This window comes from Aquisalimonas sp. 2447 (assembly GCF_012044895.1).
Taxonomy (GTDB): Bacteria; Pseudomonadota; Gammaproteobacteria; order Nitrococcales; family Aquisalimonadaceae; genus Aquisalimonas.
This window is the reverse complement of the sequence record NZ_CP050695.1, coordinates 2,161,282-2,174,396: the sequence shown is the minus strand read 5'-3', so window position 1 is coordinate 2,174,396 and position 13,115 is coordinate 2,161,282. Positions and strand designations below refer to the sequence as shown.

Below are 13,115 nucleotides of genomic sequence, written 5' to 3'. Positions count from 1 at the left end.
GCAGGGCGATACGCCGCCCCGGCTGCAGGACCGACACGCTTTCTGTCAGGATGCGGCGGCCCGTGCCGGCTGTTCCGTATCCCGCCGCCGCAGCTCCCGAGGCGTTGGTCCGTACGGATTGAGCTGATAGTAGCCGGTGAACTCGTCAAAGGCCTTGAGGGCGTCCTCCAGGGAGCGATCCTCCCGGACTTCAAAGGCATTGATCCCCACTCGCGCCATGTAGGCGAGCTGATCCCGGAGAACGTCCCCTACCGCGCGCAGCTCACCACGGTAGCCGTGGCGTGCGCGCAGCAGGCGGGCGTGAGACAAGCAGCGCCCGTCCTTGAAGGCCGGAAACTCCAGCGCGATCAGCGGCAATTCATCCAGCACCGGCAGGAGTTCATCCAGCGGCGTATCGCCGTTGATGCGAACGCCGACCCGCCCCGTATGCTCCGCGAGGGTCTCCCGCTCCGCGAGCCAGCGGGCATGGCTGACGATAATGTGCCCCGCAGGCAGGGTCTGTTCGTCGTCCACATGCTGCCAGGCGTCCTCGACGATGGCGCCGTCCCGGATGATCCTACGCATAAGCCGCCTCCTTGAACGGTTTCACGCCGATGCGGCGGTAGGTGTCGAGCAGGGGCTCGTCACCTTCCCGGTGCTCGGCGAAGGTCCTGAGTATGCTCTCCAGCGTGTCGGCTACCTGATCCTTGGCCACTGCCGGGCCGATGCGCTCGCCCATTCCGGCGTCGTTGGATGAAGAACCGCCGACGGTGATCTGGTAATACTCCTGACCCTTCTTGTCCACGCCCAGGATGCCAATGTGTCCGACGTGGTGGTGCCCGCAGGCATTCATGCAGCCGGACATGTTCAGGCGGATATCGCCCAGGTCATAGAGGTAGTCCATGTCGTCGAAGCGGCGGTTGATATCCTCCGCCACATCGATGGAGCCCGCGTTGGCCAGGCTGCAGAAGTCCAGCCCGGGGCAGCAGATCATGTCGGTCATGGTGCCGATGTTGGGAGTCGCCAGGTTCAGCGCCTGCAGCTCCTGCCACAGCGCATACAGAGAATCCTTGCGCACATCCGCGAGCACCAGATTCTGGGTGTGGGTGACGCGGACTTCGCCGAAACCGTAGCGCTCGGCAAGCTCCGCCACGGCATCCATCTGCTGATCGGTCATGTCGCCGGGGGCAATGCCCGGCGCCTTCAGTGAAAGGAACACTGCCCGGTAGCCGTGCTGCCGGTGGGACACCGTATTGTGGCGGTACCAGCGGGCGAAACCGCTGTCCTGGTTCAGCCACTGCGGAAGATCCCCCTCGCCGGCGCTGCTGTCATAGTCGGGCGGCTGGAAGAAATCGCGCATGTACTCGACATCCTCCGGCGCCAGGGTCAGCTGCGGGTCGTCCCGGAGGTGCTGCCACTCCCTTTCCACATGACGGGCAAAGGTTTCCGCACCCATGGACCGCACCAGGATCTTGATGCGGGCCTTGTGCATGTTGTCCCGGCGCCCGTTCAGGTTGTAGACGCGCAGGATGGCGTCCAGATAGGAGAGCAGGTGCTGCTCGGGAAGAAACTCGCGGATGCACTCGCCGACGATGGGCGTGCGACCGAGCCCCCCACCGACGAAGACCTGGAAACCGGTTTCGCCGGCCTCGTTGGTGACGATCTGCAGCCCGATGTCGTGGACGCGAATGGCTGCGCGGTCGGAGTCCGACGCGCTCACCGCAATCTTGAACTTGCGTGGCAAATAGGAGAATTCCGGATGCAGGGTCGCCCACTGCCGAATCAGTTCGCAGTACGGGCGGGGATCCATGAGTTCGTCACCGGCCACCCCGGCGAGGTGGTCCGACGTGACGTTACGGATGCAGTTGCCGCTGGTCTGGATGGCATGCATTTCGACACTGGCCAGATCGGCCAGGATATCCGGGACGGTCTCCAGCGCCGGCCAGTTGTACTGGATATTCTGCCGCGTGGTGAAGTGCCCGTAGCCGCGATCGTAGGTGCGCGCAATGTGCGCCAGCATCCGCACCTGCCGGCTGCTGAGCAGACCGTAGGGGATGGAGACACGCAGCATCGGCGCGTGGCGCTGTATGTAGAGCCCGTTCATGAGGCGCAATGGCCGGAACTCGTCGTCCGTCAGTTCACCGGCAAGGTAGCGGCGCGTCTGATCGCGGAACTGCTCCACGCGTTGGTTCACCAGTGTCTGATCGAAACTGTCGTACCTGTACATCGAGCCCTCGTGCGTTTGCTCTGGCGGGTCCGGGGAACCGGGCGTCGATCCCGACTGGACGCGCCCGCCCTGACCTTGGCAGTGACCGTAGCAAGGCGTGGTTATACATAAAAGGAATATTTCGCTATAAATTAAGCGCAGAGGGTTATTTCACCGGGCTGCAGCCGGGACCCGCGCGCCGGCTACCACCGGTATTTGCCCCAGAGTTCGGGATTCGCCCAGAAGCGCGGATTGAGCCAGTCCGGTGTGGTCTTGTAGGTCGCCATGTCGAATCCGTAGAGGAGGCCGTTGTCATCACCGAGCCGGGCCAGCCGGGTGAAGCCGAAGGCCGTCATGTCCCGGTGTTCCCAGTGGGCGGAGGGCCGCAGCCGGGCCAGCACGCGGCGGGCATACAGATCCCGTAGACGCGAGAGTAGAATCTCACCATCCCCCCGCGGGAACAGCTCCAGCGCGCCGACCAGTACCAGATCCTGGCGTCCGTGGTGTGGCAGGGCCTCCAGGGTTTCGACCGGTGTCAGCCGCCTGACGGTTGTCAGGGATCTGTCCAGGGCCGCCGGTTCCGGGTTCAGGGGGTGGGCGTCACCGATGACCAGGTAATTGTGCGGCGATGTCTCCCGTAATACACGGTCCAGCATGTGCTGTGCTGCCCGAGATTCATCCAACTGCCTTCACCCCGCTCGTGGCCGTGACCCGCTGTCCGGTGTCCCGCAGCCCACAGGTGCCGGGCTTTCGGGCTGCAGGACACCGGACCATCGGCAACGGTAGACCAGATTCGCGATTGTGCCTACCCGTTCCTTGTCGGGGTATCGCTCGTCGGATACAGTCAGCACGCCTGCATAGTCCAAATAATCAATCGAAATGAAACCGATACGAGGTACGCTCTGGATCTCCATTCCTTGATTCCATGGCGCCGTTCGCGGCGGGATCGACTGGTGGGGGTCGCCCTCGGCGGCCGGGGAGTCGGTGTCGCCGTACTGAACGCCTCCGGAGGCCTGGAGGTGGCCGAGCACCGGCCGGCCGACGCCGGTTTGGACGGTTGGACCGGGGCGCTGCGGGCGGCAGTCCACGATCACGGCTTGCAGCGGTGCCCCTGTGTCGCCGTGGCGCCGCGTGGCAGCTACCAGGTGCAGCAACTGGAGGCACCCGCGGTGCCCAGGGAAGAACTGCAGACTGCGGTACGCTGGCGCCTCAAGGATGTGGTTGATGTGCCGCTGGAGCAGGCGGTGACCGATGTCATCCTGGTTCCGCCACCCCCCACGCGGGATGTGGCGAACATGCTCTATGGCATCGTTGCCCGGCGCCAGGCGATGGATGAGTACGCCGACATGATCGACCAGGCCGGCCTGCGGCTGGTCGCGCTGGAGATCCGCGAGATGGCGGTGCGCAATCTCGCCGCCCTTTGCCCGGAGCAGGGCGGCGGCATTGCGGTCCTGGCCGTGGACAGCGACGAGGGGCTGCTGGTGGTCAGCCGTGAAGACTCCCTGTATCTGGCCCGCGCGCTGGAGATTGGCGGAATTCACCTGCGTGCCGACCCGTCACAGGCGAGTGAACGCCTGGCTCTGGAAGTGCAGCGTTCCCTGGATTACTACGACAGTCAGCTCTATGGCGCACCGCCATCGCGGGTAGTGCTGCTGCCCCTGACAGAATTCGACGAAGCGGCGGTGGTGGGGGATCTGAACGCCCACTTGGGGGCATCCGTGGAGATGCTGCAACTGGAGCAGTGGCTGGAGACACCCGACAGCCTCTCCAGCGGGCAGCAACAGCGCGCGGCACTGGCCATAGGCGCTGCCCTGCGCCTGCGCTCCGGGGGGCGGTCGTGAGGCAGGAGGTCAATCTCTACCAACCAGTGCGGCGCAACCGGGACTGGCTGAGTCTGGCGGCTCTGCCGCTGTGGGCTGGCGGGCTGGCCCTTGCGCTGGCCCTGTTCAGCGGGTGGTACTGGCAGCAGGTCGCCGACAGCGAGCGCCGTGCCGAACGGCTGACTCAGCAGGTCCAGGAGGAGCGGGAAGCAGTCGAGGCACTGCGCGCCGAGGCGCCGCCCGAAGACCCTGATCCCGCGCTGCAGCGGCGGGTGCAATCCCTGGAGGATGAAATCACGGCACGACAGCGGCTCGGCGACCGTGTCGTGGCCACCGACGATGCCCCCTGGCGTGGCGGTTTTGCGTCGGTGTTTCAGGGGCTCGCCCGGGAAGCGGCCGACGATGTCTGGCTTGAGCGCATACGCGCCCGAGCCGACGGCGGGCTGCGTCTGGAAGGCGGGGCAATGCGTGCCGCTGCGGTGCCGGAGTTCGTCGACCACCTGGGGCGTGAGCCCGAGTTCATCGGCCGCTCGTTCGCCGGTCTCGAGCTGAGGAGGCCGGAGGACAACGAACGCCCGTTGCGTTTCGTCCTGCGTGGCGCGGGAGGCGGGGATGACTGAAGCACTGCGTCAGCTGGACGCCTGGTACCGCGAGCGACAGCGCCGTGAGCAGCTGTTGCTGTTGCTGGCGCTGCTGGTGACGGTGGTACTGATCTGGAACTACGCCGTTCAGGTGCCCCTGGAACAGCGGGCAGAGACCGCGCAGACCCGCATCAGCGGTCATGAGGAGGCTCTGGCCGAAATCGCTGGACAGCGGGCTGACCTGATCGCGCGCCAGGACGAGGATCCGGACGCACCCTGGCGTGAACGCCTGGACCAGGCGCAGGAGACCCTGGCAGAGCTCGAAGCGGAGTTGGACGAACAGATGCAGCGCCTGGTCTCGCCGTCCCGCATGGTAGCGGTGTTGCGACGCATGCTGGCCGAGCAGGACGGGTTGGACCTGGAGTACCTGCAGACCCGGGCGCCCGAGACGGTGTTCGAGGAGGATGACCTGAGGGTCTACCGCCATGGCGTCACCGTGGTGTTCGAGGGCAGCTATGCGGCCACCATGGATTACCTGGAACGCCTGGAGGGGGATTCCCGCGAACTCATCTGGGAGCGGGTGGATTACCAGGTGGTGTCGCATCCCAGGGCACGGGTCCGGCTGGATGTGCACACCCTGAGTCTGGAGGAGCCGACGCTTGGCCTTTGAGCGCAAATCCGCTGGTGGTTGCTCCGCGCTTGCCGGCGCGGTATTGCTGCTACTTGGTGCGGTGGCCTTCGCCGGGCACGACCCGACCGCCCCGCCCCCGGAAGCCCAGCCGCCGGAGACAGCGAACCAGCAGGTGCCCCTTGAGCCACCAGCCGTGCGGGCGATACTTCGCTCCGGCGATCGACGGATCGCCTTCGTCGGTGATGCCTACATACGCGAAGGGGACGCTCTGGATTTCGGTCGCGTGGAGCGCATCGAGCGCCATGCCGTGATTTTTCGCCGGGCCGGTGCGCTAGTGCATGTGCCGGTGCAGGGTACTGACATCAAAAGGAATCAAAAACAGTGAGCTTGATAGCAACGCGTCCCGTCGCCATCGCTGTGGCCGTGGTCCTTCTCGTGCTGCTTGCCGGGTGCGCGGCAAGCCCCGAGGCGGATCGCGAGCGCGGACAGGAGATGGATGAGGCCATCGACGACGCGCTGGCTTCCGGCCCCGACGACGCGGAACCGGAGGACCCGGTCGACGGGTTTCCCGATGCCGTGGGAGAGGCGCTGGAACCGGAGCCGGAACCGGAACCGCTTCCGGAGGTGGAGGACACCGAAGAGCGCTTCGACCTGTCCGTGAATCAGCTCCCCGCCCGGGATTTCTTCATGGGTCTGGTGGAGGACACCCCTCACAACATGGTGGTGCATCCGGAGGTGGATGGCACCATTTCCCTGAGCCTTCAGGATGTCACCGTGCCCCAGGTCATGCAGGCGGTGCGTGAGGTCTACGGTTACGAATACCGGGAAACGGATGCCGGCTTCCTGGTGCTGCCCCAGCAGGCACAGACACGGATCTTCCAGGTGGAATACCTGAACGTGGATCGCCGCGGTCAGTCGGATACCCGCGTCAGCTCCGGAGCCCTGACGGACTCCAACGGCGACGACGGCGGCCGGGCCCTGTCCGGGAGCCGCATCGAGACCGATGCCTCGTCCGACGTCTGGGGGGAATTGCGGCAGGCACTGGAGACGATTGTCGGCGATGAGGATGACGCCCGGGTGGTGATGAGCCCGCAGGCCGGCACCATCGTGGTGCGGGCCATGCCGGGCACGCTGCGCCAGGTGGACGAGTTCCTTGGTGGGGTGCAGACCAATCTGGGCCGCCAGGTGGTGCTGGAGGCCAAGATTCTGGAGGTGGAACTCAGCGACCGGTTCCAGTCCGGCATCAACTGGCAGGCGCTAACCCAGCCGGATGGTCGCGAAGTCACCTTCGGTCAGCAGGGTGGCACCGTATTTGATGGTGACCTGCCGGACCCGGGGGGCGTGTTCTCTTTGAGTGCGGATCTGGGCGATTTCAGTGCGTTCGTGGAACTTCTTGAGACTCAGGGTGAGGTGCAGGTCCTCTCCAGTCCGCGGGTTTCCACGGTGAACAACCAGAAGGCCGTGATCAAGGTGGGAACCGACGAGTTCTTCGTCACCGACATCTCCACCACCACCACCGCCGTGGGCACCACGGCAACCACCTCGCCCAACGTGGAACTGACGCCTTTCTTCTCCGGTATTGCCCTGGACGTCACGCCCCACATCAGCGAAGACAACCGGGTGACGCTGCATGTCCACCCCTCGGTCAGCGAGGTTGTCGACCAGCGCAAGGACATCAGCACCGGCGACGACACCTTCAGCATCCCGCTGGCCCGGAGCGACGTTCGCGAATCCGACAGCATCGTGCGCGCCCGCAGCGGCGAGGTGGTGGTGATCGGCGGCCTGATGCAGGACCGGGTCGAGGACGGCACCGGGCAGGTGCCGCTGCTGGGGGATCTGCCCATGGTGGGCGGCCTGTTCCGTCAGCGTGACAGTGAGACCATCAAGAGCGAGCTGGTCATCCTGCTGCGGCCGGTGGTTGTGGATGAGAGCACCTGGGATGACGAACTGGGCCAGAGCCGGGAGCGCATGCAGCGCCTGCGCCGGGAGCGTTCCGGCGCCACCGGACAGCCTGAGTAGGCGCCTTTACTTGCGACAAGGTTGGTATGTACCTGGAGCACTTCGGTCTCGACGACTTCCCGTTCTCCCTGTCCCCGGACACGACCTATTTCTGCAACCTGGGAGCCTGGCAGGAAGCGCTCAACGTCGTTCTGGTGGCGCTGGATGGCGGGGAAGGGTTCATCAAGGTCACCGGCGAGGTGGGCACGGGCAAGACCATGCTCTGCCGGACGCTGCTCAATCGCCTGGAAGACCGTTACACCACGGCCTGGGTGCCCAACCCCTACGTCAGCGCCAACGGGTTGCGCCTGAGCCTTGCGGATGAGCTGGGGCTGAAACTGCCCGGCAATGCCGGTCAGCATCGCGTACTCCGGGAACTCACGGCTGCGCTGCTGCAGGCACGCCAGGCAGAGCGCCCGGTGGTGCTGGTGCTGGACGAGGCGCAGTCCATGCCGGAGGACACCCTGGAAGCGCTGCGCCTGCTCACGAACCTGGAAACGGAGCGGGCCAAACTACTCCAGGTGGTGATGTTCGGTCAGCCGGAGCTTGATGCCCGCTTGTCCGCCAATCGCTGGCGCCAACTCCGGCAGCGGATCACGTTCTCGTACACCCTGGGCCACCTGGATTGCCGGGAGGTGCGAAGCTATGTCGGCCATCGGCTCGCGGTCGCCGGGAGCGGCGGCGGTGAACTGTTCAGCGGCGGAGCCATGGATGCGCTCTGCACCTCCAGCGCAGGGCTGCCGCGCCTGGTGAACATTCTGGCTCACAAGGCGTTGCTGGCAGCCTACGGCGAAGGACGGGACAGTGTCGGGTGGCAGCATGTTCTGCGTGCTGCCAGGGACACCGATGAGGCGCTGCAGCCGGGGCGCAGCCGACGGAGCTGGTGGGCGGCGTCGGTGGTGGCGACCCTGGTCGTCATTGCCGCCGGGATCGCCCACTGGCATGGCCTGGGCATGACAGCATGAGCCTGATCAATGATGTTCTCCGCGATCTCGATCGGCGGCGTAACAGCCCGCGAAATATCATGCCGCCGGGCGTACGGTCAGCGCCCGGCGGGGTCAGGGGCGGGACGCAGGCGCGCCGCGTGGTGTTCGGGGTGGCATTGCTGCTGGTCATCGGCGCCGCGGGTTACCTGACCCATACCCCGCTGCCGCGGACATCCCCGGAGGTTGCCGGTCCGCAGACGCCACCGGTCACGCCCGCGGCGGACGAGGACGCCCCGGTGCAGGAAGCGCAGCCGGGCGTGCCCGGTCTGCAGCAGATTGCCGTCCATGATGTCGTGCGTGGCGTGGAGTTGCGTTTCCTGGCAGATGGCCCGCTGATGCACACGCTGGAGCGCAGTGATGACGGCAGTGACGTGACACTGCGGCTGCCGGTGGCAGGCGAAGACACTCAGCTGCCGGACCTGCTGGAGCGCATGCCCCACCTGCGTGCCGTGGACTGGCGGGTTGGCGACGAATACCTGACCCTGGACCTGCGATTCCGGACGGTGCCACGGCTGCAGGCACGGCGTCTGGCCGCGGGCGTCGCCCTGGATTTCGATTTTCCGGAGGATCCCCCGGAGTCGGAACAGGCCCGGGAGAGCTCCGCCCCGGAGGAGGGCGAGGCAACAGCGGCCGGCGAGCCCGAATCACCGGAGACAGAGCGTGGAGAAGTGGCGGACGCTGACGGGGCCGACGACGCGGACACCCGCCGGCTGGTGGAGAGCCCGCTCGGCGTCCCCGTGGCGGACCGGGATGCTGCCGGTGGCCCGGGGCTGGTGAAGGCGCCGGCGCAGAGCCTGGACGCCGTCGGCGCCCTTCGCCGTGGCCGTGACGCGGAAGAGGCGGGGGATGATGATCGCGCCATGGCCATCTACAGAGAGGCCCTGGACGCCATGCCCGAGGCCTGGCGCGTACGTCGGGCCCTGGCGGCCAGCCACGAGCGGCGCGGCGAACGGGAGGCCGCTGTAGAGGTTCTGACCAGGGGGCTGGACCACGAGGGCGGCGCGACCCAGCTGGCGCGGCTCAAGGCCCGACTGCTCCGGGAGCAGGATCCGGAGCAAGCCATTCGGGTCCTGGAGGAACATCCGGCGCCCGTGTTCGGGAAAGGGCGCTGGCACGCGCTGCTGGCAGCGCTGTATCGTCAGACGGGACGGGCCGGGGAGGCGGTGCCCCTGTACCGTGAACTGGCCCGGGAGCAGAGCAGCGAGGGTCGCTGGTGGCTGGGGCTGGGAGTTGCCCTGGAGGAGAGCGGGGAGTCGGCCCGCGCGCGTGCCGCCTACCAGCGTGCACTGGCGGTGGGCGGCCTGAACAGTGAACTCACGGCGTTCCTGCGCCAACGGATCGAGAGCCTGGAATGATAGAGAGCGATAGCGCAAACGCCGGTCGGGCACGCCGGAAGATTCGCATCGGTGACCTGCTGGTCAATGAAGGGATCATTTCCGACAGCCAGCTGCAGGCGGCGCTCACGGAGCAGAAACGGACCGGTCGCAAGCTCGGGCGCACGCTCATCGATCTCGGCTATGTCTCCGAAGCCAACCTCAATGATCTTCTGGCGCGGCAGCTGGGTGTCGCCAATCTGGATCTGCGCACGTACCAGGTGGAGACGGAGACGGTGCGCAAGCTGCCGGAGACGCATGCCCGCCGCCTGCGGGCGTTGGCGCTCAAGGAGGAAGCGACGCACTTTCTGGTGGGCATGGTGGATCCCACCGACCTGTTTGCCCAGGACGAGCTGGCCCGGTTGCTGGGCAAGCCGGTGGAGGTGGCGGTGGTCCGCGAGCGGGACCTGCTGCAGATCATTGATCGCACCTATCGGCGGACCGAAGAGATCTCCAATATTGCCGAGGAACTGGAGGAGGAAATCGGCGAAGACGACGTCGACCTGGCCAGCCTGGAGGAGGACTCCGAGACCGGGAACGCACCGGTGGTCCGGCTGCTGCGCTCCATCTTCGAGGACGCGGTGCAGGTCGGGGCGTCGGATATCCACATCGAGCCCGACGAGAACGCCCTGCGCATTCGTCAGCGTGTGGACGGTCAACTGCAGGAACACGTGATGAAGGAAAAGCGCATCGCCCCGGCGCTGATCCTGCGGCTCAAACTCATGGCGGGGCTCAACATCTCCGAGAAGCGCCTGCCCCAGGACGGGCGCTTCAACCTCCGCGTGCGGCGGCGGTCGGTGGACGTGCGCTTGTCGACCATGCCCATCCAGTACGGGGAATCCGTGGTCATGCGCCTGCTCGACCAGTCCGGCGGGCTGTTGAACCTGGAGAGTCTGGGCATGCCGGAGGACGTCCTCCAACGGTTCCGCCGGCTGATCCACCGGCCGCACGGCATGGTGCTGGTCACCGGTCCCACCGGCAGCGGCAAGACCACCACCCTGTACGGGGCGCTGTCCGAACTCAACCGCGCCGGGAGCAAGATCATCACCGTGGAGGATCCGGTGGAGTACCGCTTGCCCCGCATCAACCAGGTCCAGGTCCAGGAGCGCATCGGCCTGACCTTCGGGCGGGTTCTGCGCTCCGCCCTGCGCCAGGATCCGGATATTGTCATGGTCGGGGAGATGCGTGACCAGGAGACCGCGGAGATCGGTCTGCGTGCCTCGGTGACCGGCCACCTCGTACTCTCTACGCTGCACACCAACGATGCCCACTCCACCGCCGTGCGGATGCTGGACATGGGCGCCGAGAGCTACCTGCTGGCCGCCTCACTGCGGGGCGTTCTGGCGCAGCGGCTGCTGCGGCGGGTGTGTGGGAGCTGCACGGAATCCCACGCGCCGGACGACCACGAGTCCGCCTGGATGCGTGGAGTCGGTCTGTCCCCGGAGGCCGCGGAGTTCACGCGCGGCCGCGGCTGTACCCATTGCAATAACACCGGTTACCAGGGCCGCATCGGTGTCTACGAACTGCTGGAGATCGACGGCGGCATGGCCGATGCCTTGCGCCGGGAGGATCTCGGGGAGTTCGCGCGGCTGGCGGCGGAGAGCCCGCGCTTCCGTTCCCTGACCATGGCGGCCATGGATTACGCCCGCCAGGGCATAACCAGTCTGGATGAAGTGATGCGGATCGCCGCCGAGCTGGACACCTATGAGCAGGAGCCACCAACACCGCCGCCCGGCTCGGAGGGCGCAGAGGACGATGGCAAGCCCATGGAACTGCGCCTGGAGGATGACTGAGTGCCCTGGTTTCGTTACAGGGCGCGGGATGCCCAGGGTCACCTGCAGCACGGCCACCTGGAGGCCCACTCCGCGGACGCGGTGGCCGACCGCCTCATGGCTGACGGCTTCTCGCCGCTGACCATCGAGGCCGACCCGCAGCCCGGAGATCGGCGCGATGGCGGCACGGCGCGCTCGCGGTTCGAACGCCAGGTGGCGCTGGCCGACCTCATGGTGTTCTGCCGCCAGATGTACAGTCTGACCCGGGCGGGGGTGCCGATCATCCGGGCCATGACCGGCCTGGCAGAGAGCACCCGGCATCCCCGTATGACACGCGTGATCCGCTCCATTGCCTCGGAGCTGGAGAACGGCCGTGCGCTGGCGGATTGCCTGCGCCAGCACCCGGATGTGTTCGATGGTCTGTTCGTCAGCATCATCCAGGTGGGCGAGAATTCTGGCCGGCTGGACGAGGCATTCCTGCAGCTGTCCCGGCACCTGGAGCGGGAGAAGGCGACCCGGGACCAGATCCGCGCCGCCATGCGCTATCCCGTGATCGTCCTGGTGGCCATTGCCATCGCCATTGGCGTGATCAACGTCTTCGTCATCCCCGCCTTCGGGCGCATGTTCGCCAGTTTCGGCGCCGAGCTGCCCCTGGCCACGCGCATCCTGCTGGCGACCTCCGATTTCACCGTGCGGTACTGGTATGTGGTGTTGGGCGGGCTTGCGGCACTGGTGGCCGCGTTCCTCTGGTGGAAGCGCACACCGCGGGGACGCTATGTTTGGGACCGCACCAAGCTACGCATCCCGATCATTGGCGACATCGTCCTGCGTGCCACCCTGGCACGCTTTGGCCGCTCCTTCGCCATGGCCACCCGCTCCGGCGTGCCCATCATCACGGCGCTGAGCATGGTGGCCCGGGCCACGGACAACGCCTGGATCGCCGAGCGCATCGAGCGCATCCGCACCGGCATCGAGCGCGGTGAGGGGCTCACGCGTAGTGCCGCCAACACGGAACTGTTCCCGGCACTGGTGATGCAGATGATCGCCGTAGGCGAGGAGACCGGGCAGGTGGACGACATGCTGGAGGAAGTGGCGGATTTCTACGACCGCGAAGTCGAGTACGACATCAAGCAGCTCAACGCCTACATCGAGCCACTGATGTTGGTGGTGGTGGGCATCCTGGTCCTGATCCTGGCGCTGGGGGTGTTCCTGCCCATGTGGGATCTGGGCCAGGCAGCGTTGTAAATGGGCGGGGTGTGGCAACGGGGGCTGACGCGGCTCGAGTTCATCATTGCCGCGATGGTCGTGGCGTTGCTGGTGGCCGTGTTCCTGCACCGAACGGAGCTGTTGCACGGCCGTATCGAGGCCCACAGCGTCCGCGCCGACATTGATGCCATGCGTACGGCGGTGACCCTGGCCCGGGTCCGTAACGGCGTCGAGCCGGGCAGCAACCCGGTGGCATTGCTCGCCGAAGAGTCAGCAATCAGCGAGTCTGGCCTCTTTGGCGAACGCGGCTTCCAGGACCGATACGCCGGCGCCGTCGCTGCCGACGGGGCCGTGGCACTGCCTCGCGGCCAATGGGCGTACCGGCCCGAGGATGGCTGGCTGGTCTATCGCATTCAGCGCCCCCGGCAGTTCGGGGACCGCTACATGGACGATCCGCCACGGATTCGCGTGCGTATCGGTGGCAGGGCCGACGCCCCGGAACTGGTGGTGGAGCCGCAGCAGCCGTGAGAGCGCGTTCTGTGACCCACGTCCGTTTGCTTACG

At 66.5% G+C, this 13,115-nt stretch carries 13 protein-coding genes; 10 read left to right on the top strand and 3 right to left on the bottom strand.

Features of this window, described 5'->3' with window-relative positions; translation table 11 throughout:
- Positions 1 to 45: 45 nt before the first annotated feature.
- The 3 genes from KU884_RS10295 to KU884_RS10285 form a co-directional block, all read right to left on the bottom strand.
- The gene (locus KU884_RS10295) at positions 46 to 564 is read right to left on the bottom strand and encodes a DUF934 domain-containing protein (protein ID WP_167782563.1); all 519 of its coding nucleotides are present in this window, start codon (positions 562 to 564) and stop codon (positions 46 to 48) included.
- Positions 557 to 2,206 (bottom strand): nitrite/sulfite reductase, encoded by a 1,650-nt coding sequence (locus tag KU884_RS10290; protein ID WP_167782562.1) that lies wholly within the window; start codon positions 2,204 to 2,206, stop codon positions 557 to 559. Before KU884_RS10290 ends, KU884_RS10295 begins: the two co-directional genes overlap by 8 nt.
- Before the next feature lie 182 nt (positions 2,207 to 2,388).
- On the bottom strand, positions 2,389 to 2,841 hold the full coding sequence (locus KU884_RS10285; protein ID WP_167782561.1) for a DUF6231 family protein: 453 nt from the start codon (positions 2,839 to 2,841) through the stop codon (positions 2,389 to 2,391).
- Positions 2,842 to 3,138: 297 nt separating this feature from the next.
- Here KU884_RS10285 and KU884_RS10280 point away from each other — a divergent pair, with 297 nt between their 5' ends.
- From KU884_RS10280 to KU884_RS10235, 10 genes are read left to right on the top strand one after another with little or no spacing between them, the layout of a single operon-like run.
- Complete coding sequence (locus tag KU884_RS10280; RefSeq protein ID WP_167782560.1) at positions 3,139 to 4,026, top strand: hypothetical protein; 888 nt, start codon at positions 3,139 to 3,141, stop codon at positions 4,024 to 4,026.
- A complete protein-coding gene (locus tag KU884_RS10275) occupies positions 4,023 to 4,625 on the top strand; it encodes a PilN domain-containing protein (protein ID WP_167782559.1) in 603 nt (200 codons plus the stop codon). The genes KU884_RS10280 and KU884_RS10275 overlap by 4 nt, the downstream gene beginning before the upstream one ends.
- Complete coding sequence (gspM, locus tag KU884_RS10270) at positions 4,618 to 5,256, top strand: type II secretion system protein GspM (RefSeq protein ID WP_167782558.1); 639 nt, start codon at positions 4,618 to 4,620, stop codon at positions 5,254 to 5,256. The genes KU884_RS10275 and gspM overlap by 8 nt, the downstream gene beginning before the upstream one ends.
- Complete coding sequence (locus tag KU884_RS10265; RefSeq protein ID WP_167782557.1) at positions 5,246 to 5,602, top strand: hypothetical protein; 357 nt, start codon at positions 5,246 to 5,248, stop codon at positions 5,600 to 5,602. The genes gspM and KU884_RS10265 overlap by 11 nt, the downstream gene beginning before the upstream one ends.
- Positions 5,599 to 7,236, top strand: a complete 1,638-nt coding sequence (gene mshL, locus KU884_RS10260) for a pilus (MSHA type) biogenesis protein MshL (RefSeq protein WP_254432020.1) — start codon at positions 5,599 to 5,601, stop codon at positions 7,234 to 7,236. The genes KU884_RS10265 and mshL overlap by 4 nt, the downstream gene beginning before the upstream one ends.
- Positions 7,237 to 7,262: 26 nt before the next feature.
- A complete protein-coding gene (locus tag KU884_RS10255) occupies positions 7,263 to 8,180 on the top strand; it encodes an ExeA family protein (protein ID WP_167782556.1) in 918 nt (305 codons plus the stop codon).
- The gene (locus KU884_RS10250; RefSeq protein WP_167782555.1) at positions 8,177 to 9,556 is read left to right on the top strand and encodes a lipopolysaccharide assembly protein LapB; all 1,380 of its coding nucleotides are present in this window, start codon (positions 8,177 to 8,179) and stop codon (positions 9,554 to 9,556) included. Before KU884_RS10255 ends, KU884_RS10250 begins: the two co-directional genes overlap by 4 nt.
- Positions 9,553 to 11,367, top strand: a complete 1,815-nt coding sequence (locus KU884_RS10245; protein WP_167782554.1) for a GspE/PulE family protein — start codon at positions 9,553 to 9,555, stop codon at positions 11,365 to 11,367. Before KU884_RS10250 ends, KU884_RS10245 begins: the two co-directional genes overlap by 4 nt.
- The gene (locus tag KU884_RS10240) at positions 11,368 to 12,591 is read left to right on the top strand and encodes a type II secretion system F family protein (RefSeq protein WP_167782553.1); all 1,224 of its coding nucleotides are present in this window, start codon (positions 11,368 to 11,370) and stop codon (positions 12,589 to 12,591) included.
- The gene (locus KU884_RS10235) at positions 12,592 to 13,080 is read left to right on the top strand and encodes a hypothetical protein (protein WP_167782552.1); all 489 of its coding nucleotides are present in this window, start codon (positions 12,592 to 12,594) and stop codon (positions 13,078 to 13,080) included.
- Positions 13,081 to 13,115: the final 35 nt, after the last annotated feature.

Excerpts from the sequence above, each read along its gene's own strand:
- KU884_RS10295 (WP_167782563.1), bottom strand. The coding sequence starts at position 564 with ATGCGTAGGATCATCCGGGACGGCGCCATCGTCGAGGACGCCTGGCAG.
- KU884_RS10290 (WP_167782562.1), bottom strand. The coding sequence starts at position 2,206 with ATGTACAGGTACGACAGTTTCGATCAGACACTGGTGAACCAACGCGTG.
- KU884_RS10285 (WP_167782561.1), bottom strand. The coding sequence starts at position 2,841 with ATGCTGGACCGTGTATTACGGGAGACATCGCCGCACAATTACCTGGTC.
- gspM (WP_167782558.1), top strand. The coding sequence starts at position 4,618 with ATGACTGAAGCACTGCGTCAGCTGGACGCCTGGTACCGCGAGCGACAG.
- KU884_RS10255 (WP_167782556.1), top strand. The coding sequence starts at position 7,263 with ATGTACCTGGAGCACTTCGGTCTCGACGACTTCCCGTTCTCCCTGTCC.
- KU884_RS10250 (WP_167782555.1), top strand. The coding sequence starts at position 8,177 with ATGAGCCTGATCAATGATGTTCTCCGCGATCTCGATCGGCGGCGTAAC.
- KU884_RS10245 (WP_167782554.1), top strand. The coding sequence starts at position 9,553 with ATGATAGAGAGCGATAGCGCAAACGCCGGTCGGGCACGCCGGAAGATT.
- KU884_RS10235 (WP_167782552.1), top strand. The coding sequence starts at position 12,592 with ATGGGCGGGGTGTGGCAACGGGGGCTGACGCGGCTCGAGTTCATCATT.